This window comes from Mycobacterium sp. IS-1496 (assembly GCF_001499995.1).
Lineage (GTDB): Bacteria > Actinomycetota > Actinomycetes > Mycobacteriales > Mycobacteriaceae > Mycobacterium.
Window position 1 is genome coordinate 1 of record NZ_LQIU01000056.1, and the last position, 16,887, is coordinate 16,887.

General features: G+C 70.5%; 17 protein-coding genes and 1 pseudogene. 13 read left to right on the plus strand and 5 right to left on the minus strand.

Going from position 1 to position 16,887, the window contains the following annotated elements:
* The 4 genes from infB to AU195_RS21510 form a co-directional block, all read left to right on the plus strand.
* A partial coding sequence (infB, locus tag AU195_RS21495; protein ID WP_082703159.1) for a translation initiation factor IF-2 occupies positions 1–2,357 on the plus strand: 2,357 nt, incomplete at its 5' end.
* Between the two features lie 3 nt (positions 2,358–2,360).
* On the plus strand, positions 2,361–2,867 hold the full coding sequence (gene rbfA, locus AU195_RS21500; RefSeq protein ID WP_059161061.1) for a 30S ribosome-binding factor RbfA: 507 nt from the start codon (positions 2,361–2,363) through the stop codon (positions 2,865–2,867).
* A complete protein-coding gene (locus AU195_RS21505; protein WP_059161062.1) occupies positions 2,842–3,837 on the plus strand; it encodes a DHH family phosphoesterase in 996 nt (331 codons plus the stop codon). The genes rbfA and AU195_RS21505 overlap by 26 nt, the downstream gene beginning before the upstream one ends.
* Complete coding sequence (locus tag AU195_RS21510) at positions 3,830–5,164, plus strand: MATE family efflux transporter (RefSeq protein WP_059161063.1); 1,335 nt, start codon at positions 3,830–3,832, stop codon at positions 5,162–5,164. Before AU195_RS21505 ends, AU195_RS21510 begins: the two co-directional genes overlap by 8 nt.
* Here AU195_RS21510 and AU195_RS25425 read toward each other — a convergent pair.
* Positions 5,165–5,776 (minus strand): annotated as a pseudogene (locus tag AU195_RS25425) (class I SAM-dependent methyltransferase); the annotation flags it as partial. It abuts the gene before it with no gap.
* Between the two features lie 45 nt (positions 5,777–5,821).
* Here AU195_RS25425 and AU195_RS21515 point away from each other — a divergent pair.
* On the plus strand, positions 5,822–6,295 hold the full coding sequence (locus AU195_RS21515) for a MerR family transcriptional regulator (protein ID WP_059161230.1): 474 nt from the start codon (positions 5,822–5,824) through the stop codon (positions 6,293–6,295).
* Here the strand turns inward: AU195_RS21515 and AU195_RS21520 are convergent.
* Positions 6,292–7,059, minus strand: coding sequence for an enoyl-CoA hydratase (locus tag AU195_RS21520; protein WP_059161064.1), 768 nt, complete (start codon positions 7,057–7,059; stop codon positions 6,292–6,294). The genes AU195_RS21515 and AU195_RS21520 overlap by 4 nt on opposite strands.
* 38 nt (positions 7,060–7,097) lie before the next feature.
* On the opposite strand from AU195_RS21520, the gene AU195_RS21525 reads away from it, so the two are divergent.
* Complete coding sequence (locus AU195_RS21525; protein WP_059161065.1) at positions 7,098–7,391, plus strand: DUF2277 domain-containing protein; 294 nt, start codon at positions 7,098–7,100, stop codon at positions 7,389–7,391.
* Positions 7,388–7,948 (plus strand): DUF1802 family protein, encoded by a 561-nt coding sequence (locus tag AU195_RS21530; protein WP_059161066.1) that lies wholly within the window; start codon positions 7,388–7,390, stop codon positions 7,946–7,948. Before AU195_RS21525 ends, AU195_RS21530 begins: the two co-directional genes overlap by 4 nt.
* Here AU195_RS21530 and AU195_RS21535 read toward each other — a convergent pair.
* Together AU195_RS21535 and AU195_RS21540 are read right to left on the minus strand one after the other, a co-directional pair.
* Positions 7,937–9,592: a CocE/NonD family hydrolase gene (locus tag AU195_RS21535; protein WP_059161067.1), complete on the minus strand. Its 1,656-nt coding sequence runs from the start codon at positions 9,590–9,592 to the stop codon at positions 7,937–7,939. The genes AU195_RS21530 and AU195_RS21535 overlap by 12 nt on opposite strands.
* Before the next feature lie 33 nt (positions 9,593–9,625).
* Complete coding sequence (locus AU195_RS21540) at positions 9,626–10,207, minus strand: DUF3558 domain-containing protein (protein WP_059161068.1); 582 nt, start codon at positions 10,205–10,207, stop codon at positions 9,626–9,628.
* A gap of 155 nt (positions 10,208–10,362) precedes the next feature.
* Here AU195_RS21540 and pptH point away from each other — a divergent pair, with 155 nt between their 5' ends.
* The 4 genes from pptH (at position 10,363) to AU195_RS21560 (ending at position 14,504) form a co-directional block, all read left to right on the plus strand.
* Entirely contained in the window at positions 10,363–11,325 is a 963-nt protein-coding gene (pptH, locus tag AU195_RS21545; protein ID WP_059161069.1) for an ACP phosphodiesterase PptH, read from the plus strand.
* The gene (gene pptT / locus AU195_RS21550) at positions 11,322–11,993 is read left to right on the plus strand and encodes a 4'-phosphopantetheinyl transferase PptT (protein ID WP_059161070.1); all 672 of its coding nucleotides are present in this window, start codon (positions 11,322–11,324) and stop codon (positions 11,991–11,993) included. The genes pptH and pptT overlap by 4 nt, the downstream gene beginning before the upstream one ends.
* Complete coding sequence (gene truB / locus AU195_RS21555; protein WP_157531218.1) at positions 11,990–12,883, plus strand: tRNA pseudouridine(55) synthase TruB; 894 nt, start codon at positions 11,990–11,992, stop codon at positions 12,881–12,883. Before pptT ends, truB begins: the two co-directional genes overlap by 4 nt.
* 205 nt (positions 12,884–13,088) lie before the next feature.
* Positions 13,089–14,504, plus strand: coding sequence for a WS/DGAT/MGAT family O-acyltransferase (locus tag AU195_RS21560; RefSeq protein ID WP_059161072.1), 1,416 nt, complete (start codon positions 13,089–13,091; stop codon positions 14,502–14,504).
* 1 nt (position 14,505) lies between these two features.
* On the opposite strand, the gene mntR is transcribed toward AU195_RS21560, so the two are convergent.
* Positions 14,506–15,210, minus strand: a complete 705-nt coding sequence (mntR, locus tag AU195_RS21565) for a manganese-binding transcriptional regulator MntR (RefSeq protein ID WP_059161073.1) — start codon at positions 15,208–15,210, stop codon at positions 14,506–14,508.
* An 81-nt stretch (positions 15,211–15,291) separates the two neighbouring features.
* Here mntR and AU195_RS21570 point away from each other — a divergent pair, with 81 nt between their 5' ends.
* On the plus strand, positions 15,292–16,269 hold the full coding sequence (locus AU195_RS21570; protein ID WP_059161074.1) for a bifunctional riboflavin kinase/FAD synthetase: 978 nt from the start codon (positions 15,292–15,294) through the stop codon (positions 16,267–16,269).
* 106 nt (positions 16,270–16,375) lie between these two features.
* A complete protein-coding gene (gene rpsO, locus AU195_RS21575; RefSeq protein WP_059161075.1) occupies positions 16,376–16,645 on the plus strand; it encodes a 30S ribosomal protein S15 in 270 nt (89 codons plus the stop codon).
* Positions 16,646–16,887: the final 242 nt, after the last annotated feature.

The window sequence follows — 16,887 nt, forward strand, 5'->3', positions numbered from 1 at the left end:
CCCCCGCACCGGCGCGGCCGGGACCGACACCCGGTCCCCGCCCCGGCCCGGCGCCCAAGCCCGCACCGCGCACCCCGCGCGTCGGCAACAACCCGTTCTCGACGCAACAGCCGGTGGAGCGGCCGATTCCTCGGCCGCAGCCGCGTCCCGGAGCCCCCCGGCCCGGCACGCCGCGTCCCGGCATGTCGCCCAACAACATGCCGCCGCGTCCCGCCGGTCCCCGTCCGGGTGCTCCCGCGGGACGTCCAGGCGGCCCGCGCCCCGGCCCCGGTGGTCGTGGACCCGGTGGCGGCGGTGGTCGCCCCGGTGGTCCCGGCGGCGGTGGCGGCGGTGGTAACTACCGCGGCGGCGGCGCCGGCGGTGGCGGTGGCGCCCCGGCAGGTGGAGGTTTCCGCGGTCGTCCCGGTGGCGGCGGTGGCCGCCCCGGTCAGCGCGGTGGCGCGGCCGGTGCGTTCGGCCGTCCCGGCGGTGCGCCCAAGCGCGGTCGCAAGTCGAAGCGGGCGAAACGCGCCGAGTACGAGAACATGCAGGCCCCGGTCGTCGGTGGCGTGCGGTTGCCGCACGGCAACGGCGAGACCATCCGGCTGGCACGCGGCGCGTCGCTGAGCGACTTCGCCGAGAAGATCAACGCCAACCCGGCCTCGCTGGTCCAGGCGCTGTTCAACCTCGGTGAGATGGTCACCGCGACGCAGTCGGTGAACGACGAGACCCTCGAGCTGCTCGGCAGCGAGATGAACTACGTCGTGCAGGTCGTCTCGCCCGAGGACGAGGACCGCGAACTGCTCGAGTCGTTCGACCTCACCTACGGCGAGGACGAGGGCGGCGAGGAGGACCTCGAGATCCGCCCGCCGGTCGTCACCGTCATGGGTCACGTCGACCACGGCAAGACGCGCCTGCTGGACACGATCCGTAACGCCACCGTCCGTGAGGGCGAGGCCGGCGGCATCACCCAGCACATCGGCGCCTACCAGGTGACGGTCGACCTCGACGGCAACGAGCGGCCCATCACCTTCATCGACACCCCGGGTCACGAGGCGTTCACCGCCATGCGTGCCCGCGGCGCCAAGGCCACCGACATCGCGATCCTGGTGGTGGCCGCCGACGACGGCGTCATGCCGCAGACGGTCGAGGCCGTCAACCACGCGCAGGCCGCCGACGTGCCGATCGTGGTGGCGGTCAACAAGATCGACAAGGAGGGCGCCGACCCGGCGAAGATCCGCGGTCAGCTCACCGAGTACGGCCTGGTGCCCGAGGAGTACGGCGGCGACACGATGTTCGTCGACATCTCCGCCAAGGCGGGCACCAACATCGAGGCGCTGCTCGAGGCGGTCATCCTGACCGCCGACGCCTCGCTGGACCTGCGGGCCAATCCGGACATGGAGGCCCAGGGCGTGGCGATCGAGGCGCACCTCGACCGTGGCCGCGGCCCCGTCGCGACCGTGCTGATCCAGCGCGGCACGCTGCGGGTCGGCGACTCGGTGGTGGCAGGCGACGCCTACGGCCGCGTGCGCCGCATGGTCGACGAGCACGGCGAGGACGTGACCGAGGCGCTGCCGTCGCGGCCGGTCCAGGTCATCGGCTTCACGTCGGTGCCCGGTGCCGGTGACAACTTCCTGGTCGTCGACGAGGACCGCATCGCCCGCCAGATCGCCGACCGCCGCAGCGCGCGCAAGCGCAACGCGATGGCCGCGCGCAGCCGCAAGCGGATCAGCCTGGAGGACCTGGATTCGGCGCTGAAGGAGACCAGCCAGCTGAACCTGATCCTCAAAGGCGACAACGCCGGTACGGTCGAGGCGCTCGAGGAGGCCCTGCTGGGCATCCAGGTCGACGACGAGGTCGAGCTGCGCGTCATCGACCGCGGTGTCGGTGGTGTCACCGAGACCAACGTCAACCTGGCGTCGGCCTCGGACGCGATCATCATCGGGTTCAACGTTCGCGCCGAGGGCAAGGCCACCGAACTGGCCAACCGCGAAGGGGTGGAGATCCGGTACTACTCGGTGATCTACCAGGCCATCGACGAGATCGAGAGCGCGCTCAAGGGCATGCTCAAGCCGATCTACGAGGAGCGCGAACTCGGCCGCGCCGAGATCCGCGCGATCTTCCGGTCGTCGAAGGTCGGCAACATCGCCGGTTGCCTGGTCCAGTCGGGCATCATGCGGCGTAACGCCAAGGCCCGTCTGCTGCGCGACAACGTCGTGGTGGCCGAGAACCTCACCGTCTCCTCGCTGCGGCGGGAGAAGGAGGACGTCACCGAGGTGCGCGACGGCTACGAATGTGGTTTGACGCTGACGTACTCGGATATCAAAGAGGGCGACGTCATCGAGACGTACGAACTGGTGGAGAAGGCGAGGACCTAAGGCATGGCTGACCCGGCACGAGCGAAGCGGTTGGCCAAGCGCATCTCCACCATCGTCGCCTCGGCGATCGAGTACGAGATCAAGGATCCACGGCTGGCCGGTGTGACGATCACCGACGCCAAGGTGACCAACGATCTCCACGACGCGACGCTGTACTACACGGTGCTGGGCCGCAGCCTCGACGACGAACCGGATTACGCCGGGGCGGCGGCCGCACTGGACAAGGCCAAGGGTGTGTTGCGCACCAAGGTGGGCGCCGGGACCGGGGTGCGGTTCACCCCGACCCTGGCGTTCGTCCGCGACACGGTGCCCGACACCGCGCACCGGATGGAGGAGTTGCTGGCCCGCGCCCGCGCCGCAGATGAGGATTTGGCGAGAGTTCGTGAGGGCGCCAAGCACGCGGGCGATGCCGACCCGTACCGTGTGAGTGGGGCGGAGGAGACTCCCGGGGAATCGGACCACGAGCTCGACGCTGAGGACACCGGTGACCGCAATCGACAAGACGACTGACGTACCAGCCGGCGCGCGCATAGACGCATACCGGGCGGCCGACATACTGGCCGCGGCTTCGACCGTCAGTGTGGTCTGTCACGTCTACCCGGACGCCGACACCATCGGCGCCGGCCTGGCGTTGGCGCTGGTCCTCGACCACGCCGGCAAGGGTGTCGAGGTCAGTTTCGCCGCACCCGCCGACCTGCCGGAGTCGTTGCAATCCCTGCCCGGCGGTCACCTGCTGGTGGCGCCGGAGGCGATGCTCCGCGACGCCGACCTGGTGGTCACCGTGGACATCCCGAGCGTCAACCGGCTGGGCGCGCTGGCGGACCTGGCCGCGCCGGGACGGCGCGTGCTGGTGATCGACCACCACGCGTCCAACCAGCTGTTCGGGACGGCGAACTACGTCGACCCGTCGGCGGACTCCACCACGATGCTGGTCGCCGAACTCCTCGACGCATGGCACAAGCCGATCGACCTCGGCGTGGCGCACTGTCTCTACGCCGGCCTGACCACCGACACCGGCTCGTTCCGCTGGGCGAGCGCACGCGCGCACCGGCTGGCCGCGCGGCTGGTCGAGATCGGCGTGGACAACGCCGCGATCAGCCGGACCCTGCTCGACACCCACCCGTTCGCGTGGCTGCCGATGCTCTCGCGCGTGCTGGCGTCGGCCCGGCTGCTGCCCGACGCGGTGGACGGCCGCGGCCTGGTGTACGCGGTGGTGACCCACGAGGAGCTGGCCGACGCGCGGCCCGAGGAAGTCGAGAGCATCGTCGACATCGTGCGCACCACGCAGCAGGCCGAGGTGGCCGCGGTGTTCAAGGAACTCCAGCCGCAACAGTGGTCCGTGTCGATGCGCGCGAAGTCGATCGACCTCACGTCGGTGGCCAGTGCGTTCGGCGGCGGCGGCCACCGGCTGGCGGCCGGCTATTCGGCCAGCGGACCCGCCGACGACGTGGTCGCGGCGCTGAGAGCGGCACTTGGCTGAGCTCGACGGCGTACCGCCCGTCGAGCCGGCGACCAGCCGGCGCATCGCGGCGCTGGCCTTCCCGGCGCTGGGTGTGCTCGCCGCCGAACCGATCTATCTGCTGTTCGACCTCGCGGTGGTCGGGCGCCTCGGCGCACTGAGCCTGGCCGGGCTCGCCATCGGCGCGCTCGTCATGGGTGTGCTCAGTGCGCAACTGACGTTCCTCTCGTACGGCACGACGGCGCGCGCGGCCCGGTTCTACGGCGCCGGCGACCGGACGGCCGCCGTGGGGGAGGGCGTGCAGGCCACCTGGCTGGCCCTGGCCATCGGGACGACGATCGTGGTGGCCGTGCAGGCGACGGCGGTGCCGCTGGTCTCCGCCCTGGCCGCAGGCGGCGAGATCGCCGACGCCGCACTGCCGTGGGTGCGCATCGCCAGTCTGGCGGTGCCCGCGATCCTGATCGCGGCGGCGGGCAACGGGTGGATGCGCGGGGTGCAGGACACGATGCGGCCGCTGCGCTACGTCGTCTTCGGTTTCGCGGTGTCCGCGGTGCTGTGCCCGCTGCTCGTGTACGGCTGGCTGGGCGCGCCCGAGATGGGGCTGGCGGGTTCGGCGGTGGCCAACGTCGTCGGGCAGTGGCTGGCCGCGATCCTGTTCTGCCGGGCGCTGATCGTGGAGCGGGCGCCGCTGCGTCCGCAGCCGTCGGTGCTGCGCGCGCAGGTGGTGATGGGCCGTGATCTGGTCCTGCGGACCGTGGCGTTCCAGGCCTGCTTCGTCTCCGCGGGCGCGGTGGCCGCGCGGTTCGGCGCGGCCGCCGTCGCCGCCCACCAGGTTGTGCTGCAGCTGTGGAATTTCCTTGCGCTCGTGCTGGATTCACTCGCCATCGCCGCGCAGTCACTGGTCGGCGCGGCGCTGGGGGCCGGTCACCTTCCGCACGCGAAGTCCGTGGCGTGGCGGGTGACCGTCTTCTCGACGGTGGCCGCCGGGCTGTTGGCGCTGGTGTTCGCCGTCGGGTCGTCGGTGCTGCCGGGCGTGTTCACCGACGATCGGTCGGTGCTCGACGAGATCGGTGTGCCGTGGTGGTTCCTGGTGGGTCAGTTACCGGTCGCCGGTGTGGTGTTCGCGCTCGACGGTGTGCTGCTCGGCGCCGGTGACGCGACGTTCATGCGCAACGCCACGCTGATCAGCGCGCTGGTCGGGTTTCTGCCGCTGATCTGGCTGTCGCTGGGGTTCGGGTGGGGACTGCTCGGCATCTGGGCCGGACTGTCGACGTTCATGGTGTTGCGCCTGGTGTTCGTCGGCTGGCGGGCGCTGTCCGGACGCTGGCTGATCCCCGGCACGCGCTGACGGCCGGACACCGCGGACCACCCAGGCGGCTCGGCGTCCGCGCCCGTGTGCGGTCACGCGCACATCGGTCAGGCCCGCGGACTCACTCAGCACGACAAACGCCTCGGCCTGTTGAGCGGTCCAGCCGTGGCTGGCGAACCCCGTGGCCTCGGGTTGCACCTGACGTTCCACGACGAGCAGCCGCCCGCCCGGAGACAGAACGCGGTGTATCTCGGTCAGCGCCGCGACCACATCGGGCCAGTGGTGCACCGTGGCCAACGCCCACACGACCGTCGCGGACGTATCGGGTACGGGCAGCGCTTCGGCGCCGCCCCGGACCCACCTCACCGCGGTGCGGCGCCGGGTCACCGCCCGCGCCACCCGCAACATGGCCGCTGACGGGTCGACACCGGTGACCCGGGCGCCCCGCCGGGCGGCCAGCCGGGCGGCGGTGCCGGGACCGCACCCGATGTCGACGACGCGGTCCTGCGACGACACCGCGGCGACGTCGGCGGCCAGACGGGCGTGGCCGCGTCCGGTGAGCAGGAACACGACGGCGAACAGGACGCCGATGGGGCCGGCGAAGCCGGGTTGGCCGGCGTGGTGGTTGACCACGGTGGTGGATTCGGTCATGAGACGACCTTGCCGGTTCAAGTCGGGTTGAAGTCAAATGGCCGGGTGGAGTCGATTCCGATCGGTGAGGCGGCAGCCCGGCTGGGGATGACGACGTCGGCACTGCGCTATTACGACGATCGCGGACTGGTGCGCCCGCAGGCGCGGCGGTCGGGGCGGCGGATGTACGGGCCCGACGAGCTGCGGCGGCTGGCACTGCTCAAGATCGTTCACGGGCTCGGTCTCCCGCTCGACACCGCGGTGGCGGTACTCGACGCACCGAGTGAGCAGTGGCGCCAGACGGTGCGCGACCAGATCGCCGAACTGGACCGGGTGATCGCCCGAGCACAGGGTGCCCAGCAGTTCCTCAGCCATGCGCTGAGGTGCCCGGCCGACCACCCCGCCCGGGAGTGTCCGGCCATGACCGGCGCGCTGGACCGTCTCGTCGACGGGATGAGCGTGGCGGAGCTCGCCGCCGAACAGACTGGGAGACAGCAGGTTCCGTTGTCCCGAGGTGATGAAGCGCAACCGACCGCCTAGCGCACCTGGGCGCGGCCCCGCTCGAACACCGCGGAGCGGCTCGCGGCGACGTCGTCCCCGGTGGCCGACGCCATCCACCGGCGCGCGGCGTCCGCCTCCAGCCACAACGCGCCGGCGGTCTCGGATTCGTCGATGCGGTGGTAGGACTCCAGCAGCGAGCGCACCGCGCGCTGGTTGTTGCCGACGATCGACGCCGCGATCGCCCGCGCGGTCGGCAGCAGTTCGGCGTGCGGGACGACCTCGGTGACCAAGCCGGCGCGCAGCGCATCGGTCGCCGACAGGTAGTCGCCGGTGAGGCTCATCCGGCGGGCCATGCCGACGCCCACCTTCTGCGGCAACCGCACCGACAGACCCCAGGTCGGCAGCAGACCGACCCGGGCGTGGGTGTCGGCGAACCGGGCCAGTTCGGAGGCGATCAGGAGGTCGCAGTACAGCGCGATCTCGAGACCGCCGGTCACCGCCGCACCGTTGATCGCACCGATCACCGGCTTGGTCATCGACGGCCACTTCGGCGAGATGTCCGGCAGCTGGGTCTGATCCCCAAGTTCCTTGAGGTCGAGGCCCGCGCAGAACACCGGGTCGGCTCCGGTCACGATCACCACGTCGACCTCGTCGTCGGACTCCGCGTCGCGCAACGCACCGAAGAACGCCTCACGCAGCGCCGCGGACAACGCATTGCGGGCCTGCGGCCGGTTCAGCGTCAGGGTGCGGACCCGATCGGTGGTCTCGATCGCCAGAACGTCAGGGGTGTCAGCGTTGCTCATGGTGCTAGACGCTAGCCCCCGCGCCTATCGTGGCTGTCATGTGCCGAAACATCACCGAACTGCGCGGTCTGGAGCCGGCGGCCACGGCTGAGGAGATCGAGGCGGCGGCCCGGCAGTACGTCCGCAAGGTCAGCGGAGTCACGCGTCCCACCGCGGCCAACGCCGACGCGTTCGAGACGGCCGTCGCCGAGGTCACCGCGACGACCACCCGTCTGCTGTCCGCGCTGCCCCCGCGACGCCAACCGCCCAAGAGCGTGCCGCCGTTGCGCCGGCCCGAGGTGCGGGCTCGGCTCGATCCAGGGCTTGATCGCTCCTCGCGTGCGCAGGCGTGAGCACCCCGGCGCTCAAGGAGTGGAGTGCCGCTGTGCACGCGATGCTCGACGGCAGGCAGACCGTCCTCCTGCGCAAGGGCGGCATCAGCGAGAAGCGGTTCCATCTCGGCGCTGACGTTCGGGCCGACCGGTTCCTGCTGTTTCCGACGGTCGCCCACAGTCACGCCGAACGGGTGCGCCCCGAACACCGCGACCTCCTCGGCCCGGCCGCGGCCGACAGCACCGAGGGGACGCTGACGCTGCGCGCCGGCGCGAGAGTCGTCGCCGCGGTCGAGGTGAACCGTCCCGAGGCCATCGGCGCCCTCGAGCCGATGCACATCTGGACCGCCGAGTCGGTACGGGCCGACCGGCTCGACTTCCGGCCGAGACACCGGCTGACCGTGCTGGTCGTACAGGTCAGCCCGTTGACAGAACCGGTCCGCATCGACCGCACCCCGCAGTACGGGGGCTGCACGAGCTGGGCCGACCTGCCGGTGCGCCCGGCGTGGGAGCCGCCCGTGCACGACGACGCCACGCTCGCCGCGGTCGCCGAGACGGTGCGCCGGTCAGTCGGCTGACGGGGGCGTCGGACCCGCGGGCAGCACCAGACGCGACACCCCGCCCCGGCCGTGGTGGACCGTGTGGGTGGCCGGGACGGTCCTGCTGCCGCTGATCGGCGGTTCGCCGGTCCCGAGATTGCGGGCGAACCGCGGATGGGAGCCACCGGCGACCAGCAGGCGCAGCCGGGAACCCTCGCGGAAGCGGTGGGCCACCGCGTCGAGGTCGAGCCGGACGATGCCGTCCTCACCCGTCAGGCGCCGGAAGCCGTCGGTGACGTTGCGGGAGCGGCCTTTCCGATCCACCTCGGACAGGCGCACGAACAGGTCGCGGTGCGGGTTGTCGCACGAGTGCGCGAGCTCGACCACGGGCGTTCCGACCACATAGAGGTCCGCGGGCAGCGGGTCGCCGGTGAAGGTCAGCACATCGTCCCGGCGGGCCAGCCGGCGGTCGGCGCGGTAGCCGGCCTGCGCGGACAGCAGGCGGCCGCCGATGGTCGGGGTGGGGTCGGTCGGATCGAAGGTGAACACCGAGGGCGCGGCGCCCGGATCCGGTGGCGCCGTGGCCAATTCGCCTGTTGCGTGCGGGAACAGCTGCAGTTCGGGCATCGACGGCGGCCAGTCCGTGAGGTCGTGCCACCGGTCGTTGTTGATCTCGATGCGCACCGGTGAGCGCCCGGATGCCGGTGCGTCGCTCAGGTGGGTGTCCAGCCAGTCCAGCGTCTCGCGCACGACGGTGGGGGCGGCTTTCGTCATCAGCTGCGTGTGCGTCCACGCCCCGACCGTCAGCGCGGCAGGCACGCCACGGCGCCGCAGATGGGTGTACTGGGCGAGCGTCTGCTCGAGGAAGAGGTCCTGCCAGCCGCCGAACAGCAGGATGGGGATGTCGACCCGGTCGAGCGCCTCGTTGGCCCGCAGATCGTCCCAGAACGCGGCGTCGTCGGCCTGTTCGATCCAGGACTCGAACCAGTTCGCACCGTCGCCGAGGAGACGGCGTCCGGCCTCACCGAGCGGAAGGTCGGCCGTGGCGCGGGCGAGTGCCCGGCGCGCCCGCATCTGCCGGATCAGCGCCGCGACACCGCGGGTGTCCTCCTGGCGGCTGACCATGTCGCTCCAGCCCAGGAAGTCGTTCAGCGAGAACGACCCGGTGCCCCACGACGACGCGCGGAAGTCATGCGGGCCGACGGCGATGACCGCGGCCTTCAGCTCTGGCGGCGGGTCGGTGAGCAGCGCCCACTGGGTGAACCCGAGATAGGACAGCCCGACGGTCGCGAAAGAACCGGTGAACCATGGCTGTTCGCGCAGCCAGGCCGCGGTGTCGGCGCCGTCGTCCTTCTCGTGGACCATCGGGGTGAACGCGCCGCCCGAGCCGAACGTGCCCCGGACGCTCTGCACCACGACGTGGTAGCCCCGCGTCGCGTAGACGACCGCGAACAGCAGCGAGAACGGCCAGCCGCGGCCGTAGGGGCCTCGTACCAGCAGCGTGCCCGCCGGCGTCGGGGAGTCCGGGATGTAGTGGTCGGCGATCAGGTCGACACCGTCGCGCATCGGCACCCGCACGCCGCGCTCGACGGTGAACTCACTGGTGCGCGGAGGGACGGCGAGCATGCGGCTGACGGCGTCGCCGACCGAACGGCGCAGCACAGCGGAACCGGTTGACGTCATCCGGCCCAGGGTAGCCAGCCGCGCCGGCCGCCTCTAATAGATGTAGTGCGGCGCCAGTTCGTGCGCCTTCTGCAGGTTGGTCTGCATGCAGTCGACGTCGGGCTGCGAGTAGATCGGCGAGTAGAACATCACCTGCTGGATGACGCCGTAGCTCGTGTCGAAGGCGATCGCGCACGTGATCCACCACCGGTTGTTCCAGTCGGTGGGCTTCATGATCCAGTACTGCGCGGCCCGGTGCCCGGCGATGTCGAGCTGGACGGCGTCGGGCGGCAGCGTCTCCTCGTAGGTCCGCCACACGAACGCCTCGATGGTCATCTGGTAGTTGCCCGCGTCGTACTTGCAGCGCAGCGCGTCCTCCGGGGCGGGCGGCGTATAGGCCAGCCCCGCGCGCTGGACGACGTCGAGCGGGATGTCGCGGCACGGGTCGAACGGGGACGGATCGATGGTGTCGAGCACCGGGTACTTGATGGTCGTCGACCCGGTCAGCGGCAGGAACGTCGAGCGCAGGTCCACCCTGTCCGGGGCGGGCCCGCCCGTCGGGTTGGTCGCGAACACCACCATGACTGCCGCGAACAGCGCACACAACGCCGAGAGCACTCTCAGCTTGGCGGCCATGTCACCCCCTGTTGTCAGACGGCTCAGTCCGCCGCGTGTCGTGTCCGACCCTTCGGGGAGTGTAGCCGTCGGCACGGCCCCGAAGAACCCGGAATGAGAACACGTTCTAGTTGCTCGCGGCGGCGTCGGGCGGCGCATCAGTAGGCTGGTCGGTTGTGGCGTCACCCCAGAGCCCCCGCGACCGGCGACCGGTGCTGTGGGCGATCAGCGACCTGCATACGGGTCACACCGGCAACAAGCCGGTCACCGAGTCGCTCTACCCGTCCTCCCCGGACGACTGGCTGATCGTCGCCGGCGACGTCGGTGAGCGCACCGACGAGATCCGCTGGGCACTGGATGTGCTGCGGAAGCGTTTCGCGAAGGTCATCTGGGTGCCGGGTAACCACGAGCTGTGGACGACCACCAGGGATCCGATGCAGATCTTCGGTAAGTCGCGCTACGACTACCTGGTCACGATGTGCGACGAGATGGGCATCGTCACCCCGGAGCACCCGTTCCCGGTGTGGACCGAGGAGGGTGGCCCCGCGACGATCGTGCCGATGTTCCTGCTCTACGACTACAGCTTCCTGCCCCGGGGCGCGGCGTCCAAGGCCGAGGGGCTGGCCATCGCGCGCGAGCGCAACGTCGTCGGCACCGACGAGTTCCTGCTGTCCGCCGAGCCCTACGCCACCCGGGACGCCTGGTGCCGCGACCGGATCGACTACACCCGAAAGCGCCTCGAGGACCTGGACTGGATGACGCCGACGATCCAGGTGAACCACTTCCCGATGGTGCGCGAACCCTGCGAGGCGATGTTCTACCCGGAGTTCTCGTTGTGGTGCGGCACGACGGCGACCGCGGACTGGCACATCCGGTACAACGCGGCGTGTTCGGTGTACGGGCATCTACACATTCCGCGCACCACCTGGTACGACGACGTGCGCTTCGAAGAGGTGTCGGTCGGATATCCGCGGGAATGGCGGCGCCGCAAGCCTTATCGGTGGCTGCGCCAGATCCTGCCCGAACCGAAGTACCCGCCCGGCTATCTCAACGAGTTCGGCGGGCACTTCCAGATCACGCAGGAGATGCGGGAGAACGCCGCGAAGATGCAGGAGCGGATCAAGGCGAGGCGCGGATGACCCCGCGAGTGACGCTGCTGCCGGAGGTGCTGGGGCAGAGAGTGATCTCCGCCGAACGCTACGACGATCCGCCCGACATCGCCCCGCTGCCCGAAGAGGAGCCGTTGATCGCGCGCTCGGTCGCCAAACGCCGCAACGAGTTCGTGACCGTCCGGCACTGCGCGCGGGAGGCGCTCGGTGCACTGGGCCTGCCTCCTGTTCCGATCCTCAAGGGCGACAAGGGTGAACCGTGCTGGCCCGACGGCGTGGTGGGCAGCCTCACCCACTGCGAGGGTTTCCGCGGCGCCGCCGTCGCGCGCCGCGGCGACGTCCGCTCCATCGGCATCGACGCCGAACCGCACGGCGTGCTGCCCGACGGGGTGCTCGACGCGATCAGCCTGCCCGCCGAACGCAGCGCCCTGGCGGCGCTGCCCGCCGGCCTGCACTGGGACCGGATCCTGTTCTGCGCCAAGGAGGCGACGTACAAGGCCTGGTTCCCGTTGACGCATCGGTGGCTCGGCTTCGAGGACGCCCACATCACCTTCGACGTCGACGGGTCAGGGGAGACCGGACGGTTCGTCTCCAAGGTGCTCATCGATCCCGTCGCCGAGACCGGGCCGCCGCTGGGCGCCCTGGAGGGCAGATGGTCGGTGCGGGACGGGCTGGCGCTGACGGCGATCGTCCTGTGACCGGTGCCGGGGTCGGTGGCGGCATCGTCGTCGTCGACAAACCCGCAGGCATGACCAGCCACGACGTGGTCGGCCGGTGCCGGCGGATCTTCGGCACGCGCAAGGTCGGTCACGCGGGCACGCTCGACCCGATGGCCACCGGCGTGCTCGTTGTGGGCATCGACCGCGCCACCAAACTGCTCGGGCTGCTCACCGCGACCGACAAGTCGTACGCGGCGACCATCCGGCTCGGGCAGACCACCACGACCGAGGACGCCGAGGGGGAGGTCGTCGAGACCACACCGGCGACCGGGATCACCGATGAGCAGATCGCCGACGCCGTCGCAGCGCTGCGGGGGGAGATCGACCAGGTGCCGTCGGCGGTCAGCGCGATCAAGGTGGGCGGGCAGCGCGCCTACAAGCTCGCGCGGGAGGGGCGGACGGTCGAACTGGCCGCCCGCCGGGTGCGCATCGACCGCTTCGACGTGCTCGGGGTCCGCCGGGTCGACGCGTTCGTCGACGTCGACGTCGCGGTGGACTGCTCCAGCGGCACCTACATCCGCGCGCTGGCCCGCGACGTCGGCGCCGCCCTGGCGGTCGGCGGGCATCTGACCGCGCTGCGGCGCACTCGCGTCGGGCGGTTCGGGCTGGACGAGGCGTACGCGCTCGACGCGCTGGCCGACGAGCCGCGCCTGAGCCATTCGCTCGATGAGGCGTGCCTGCTGGCCTTCCCGCGCCGCGACCTGTCCGCCGAGGAGGCGGAGTCCACGAGGCACGGAAGGCCGCTGGAACCGGCGGGTCTGAGCGGGGTGTACGCGGCCACCGCTTCGGACGGCTCGGTGCTCGCCCTGCTCGAGGACGGCGCCCGGCGCACGAAATCGGTGGTGGTGTTGCGACCCGCCACCCTGTGAGCGCGGTGGAGGTTTCAGCCCGCGGCGGTGCCGGGTACGCCGAATGTGGGTCGGGTCACACTCGAACAGCCACACTGACCCGATCAGACGTGGCGCACGGCAGGCCGACGGTGTCGGGGTCTGCAGGCCTCGCCGTCGAGCATCGTCACGACATACCGGTGCGGGAACGCCTGCGTCGCGTCATCGAAGACGAGGGGACCGGTCGATGGAGAGACTCAGCGGGCTGGATGCCAGTTTTCTGTACGCCGAGACGCCGGCGCAACCACTGCACGTGTGCTCGATCCTCGAGCTGAACACCTCCACCATGCCGGGCGGCTACCAGTTCGACCGGTTGAAAGAGGTTTTGGCCCTGCAGATTTCGGCGATCCCAGAGTTCCGGCAGAAACTGGCCGATCATCGGCTCAACATGGATCACCCGGTATGGGTGGACGACCACACCTTCGACATCGACAGACATCTGCATCGCGTCGCCGTGCCGACGCCGGGAGGGCGTGCCGAGCTGGCGGACCTCTACGCGCGCATCGCCGCTTACCCACTGGACCGCGAGCGGCCCCTGTGGGAGATGTGGGTCATCGAAGGGGCGGGCGGCGGCCGCGACCGGCTGGTGATCATGACCAAGATCCACCGGGCCAGCGTGGACGGCGTCATGGGCGCCGACGTGCTGGCTCGCCTGTGCAGCACCGAACCCGAGTTGCCCCGCGAGAAGACGGTGGCGCGACCCGGCGGCGCGAGCACGGTGCGGCTGGCCGTGGACGGGTTGAAGAAGCTGGCGACGCGCCCCGTGCGGTTGGCGGAGACGACGGCGACGACGCTGTCCACCGTGGTCGACATCGCGCGCCGGTCGATGGCGGGGTCGACGATGGCGGCGCCGTTCCGAGCGCCCGCCACCCCGTTCAACGACGCGGTCACCCGACGGCGCGTCGTCGCCTACACCTCGCTCGACCTGCAGGACGTGGACCGAGTGAGGGAACTCTTCGGCGTGACGGCCGACGATGTGGTGACGGCCCTGTGCTCGGGTGTGCTACGCCGCTACCTGATCGCCCGCGACCGCCTACCGGAGAAGTCGCTGGTCGCGGCGATGCCGGTCCCGGTGCACGGCAGGTCGGGCCGGCCGGGCCGCAATCAGTTGTCGCTGTTGTTCACGCGCCTCGAAAGCCAGCTGGACGACCCCGCGGAGAGGCTCCGAGCCATCGCCGGCAGCAACTCGGCCGCCAAGGAGCACAGCGACGCGATCGGACCGACGCTGCTGCTGGACTGGGCACAACTCGCGGGCCGCACTCTGCTGTCTACCGGCTTGCAGGTCTACTCCGCTCTGGGACTGGCGCGTCGCCGACCCGTCCACAACGTGGTGATCTCTCACGTTCCCGGGCCGCAGGACACGCTCTATTTCCTCGGCTGCCGGGTCGACGCGATGTACCTGCTGGGACCGGTCTTTCACGGCACCGGGCTCAACATCACGGGGATCTCGGTGGGCGGCAAGCTGCACATCGGGATCACCGCCTGCCGACGGCTGGTGCCGGACGCGTGGTCGCTGGCCCAGGGCTTCCACGCCGAACTCGAGGCGTTGCTCCAAGCCGGAGATCCGACACGTGCGGTCGACCCGGCGGCGGGCGTCCGGTGACCTAGCGGGACACGACCCAGATCGCCTCGGCGGCCGGGCTGCCCAGATCCACGGTGGCGTCACCGCCGTCGGCGCTCTCGGGGCTTTCTATGGCGACCGTGATCAGGCCGGCGAAATCGCGCCGTGCCAGCACCCGCAACCGCGAGTCCAGGCTGATGCCCACGCTGTCGAAGTACCGCAGCATCTCGGGGTCGGCGTCGGAGATCCGGGCCACCGTGCCCGCGTCGCCGTCCTCGCACTCGGACAACTGACGCGCAGGCGGGGTGGGCACCCGGCCGTCGGCCGCCGGGATCGGATCGCCGTGCGGATCGCGGGTCGGGTGGCCCAGCTTGGCGTCGATGCGCATCAGCATCAGATCCGACACCGCGTGCTCGAGCACCTCGGCCTCGTCGTGGACCTCGTCCCAGCTGTAACCCAGCTCGTTGACCAGGAACGTCTCCATCAGCCGGTGCCTGCGCACCATCTGGAGGGCGGCGTGCCTGCCCTCGTCCGTCAGCGTCACCGCGCCGTACTTCTCGTGGTTGACCAGACCCTGGTCGGCGAGTTTGCGAATCGACTCCGAGGCGGTCGAGGCGGAGACACCGATCCGCTCGGCCAGCAACTTCGTGCTGACCTTCTCGTGCGACCACTCCTGCGCGGTCCAGATGGTCTTGAGGTAGTCCTGCGCGACCGTCGTCAGGTCGCGGGGGTTGCTGTCAGGACTCACAGTCACAAAGTTTAGGCATTCACCGCCCGATCCGGTGATCTAGCGGAACCGGCGAGCGTGGCGCGCCGTAGGCTTGCGGTCGTGCAGCGCTGGCGGGGTCAGGACGACATCCCCACGGACTGGGGGCGGTGCGTCGTCACCATCGGGGTGTTCGACGGTGTCCACCGTGGGCACGCGGAGTTGATCGACAACGCGGTCAAGTCCGGCCGGTCCCGCGGGGTGCCGACGGTGCTGATGACGTTCGATCCGCACCCCATGGAGGTCGTCTTCCCGGGCAGCCACCCGGCTCAGCTGACCACGCTGACCCGCCGGGCGGAGCTGGTCGAGGAGATGGGCATCGACGTCTTCCTGGTGATGCCGTTCACGGCGGACTTCATGAAGCTGACCCCCGAGCGCTACATCCACGAACTGCTCGTGGAACGGCTGCACGTCGTCGAGGTCGTCGTCGGGGAGAACTTCACCTTCGGCAAGAAGGCGGCAGGCAACGTCGACCTGCTGCGCAAGGCGGGGGAGCGGTTCGGCTTCGCCGTCGACAGCCTGTCGCTGGTGGCCGAACACCACCGCGACGAGACCGTCACGTTCTCGTCGACCTACATCAGATCCTGCGTCGACGCCGGCGACGTCGTCGCCGCCACGGAGGCGCTGGGCCGCCCGCACCGCGTCGAGGGCGTCGTCGTCCGCGGTGACGGACGAGGTCGCGGGCTGGGCTTTCCGACCGCGAACGTGGCGCCGCCGATGTACTCGGCCATCCCGGCCGACGGCGTGTACGCCGCGTGGTTCACCGTCCTCGGGCACGGTCCGGTGATGGGCACGGTGGTCCCCGGCGAGCGCTACCAGGCGGCTGTGTCCGTCGGCACCAACCCCACCTTCTCGGGGCGCACCCGCACCGTCGAGGCGTTCGTCCTCGACACCTCCGCCGACCTTTACGGACAGCACGTCGCGGTCGACTTCGTGGCCCGCATCCGCGGGCAGGAGAGGTTCGACTCCGTCGACGACCTGATCGCGACGATGGGGACGGACACCGACCGGGCTCGCACGATCCTGCGCAATTCTGTCTGAGCGCCGACGCGCGGTAGACTGCTCGACGTCAACGACGTGTGCTGCAGTTCGCGGCGGCCACGTCGCCTTTCTTTGTCACCCGCGGACCGATGGATGGAGTAGTTTCGTGGCGCTTACCGCCGAGCAGAAAAAAGAGATCCTGGGCCAGTACGGCCTGCACGAGTCGGACACCGGCTCACCCGAAGCGCAGGTCGCCCTGCTGACCAAGCGCATCTCGGACCTCACCGAGCACCTCAAGCAGCACAAGCACGACCACCACTCGCGGCGCGGACTGCTGCTGCTCGTCGGTCGTCGCCGCCGGCTGCTGAAGTACGTCGCCCAGGTCGACGTCGAGCGCTACCGCTCGCTGATCGACCGGCTGGGTCTGCGTCGCTGACGCGTCCCGTCCCGACTCGGCCGCGGCCGGGCCCGCCATGCGTCGGGCCCGGCCGCGGTTTTTTCGTATCCGGGCGAATCGCCGCCGGGGTCATCCAGGGTCCGATCGCAGAGGGCCGCCATGTAGCATGGATGTGTTCGACGCTCATGTTCGAACGCATGTTGGGTGCGATACGCGCAGTTCCGCGGGTCTCGTTCCCGTGTGTCATGCCAGGAGCCGCCTGATCGGGCGGTCTTCGGTAG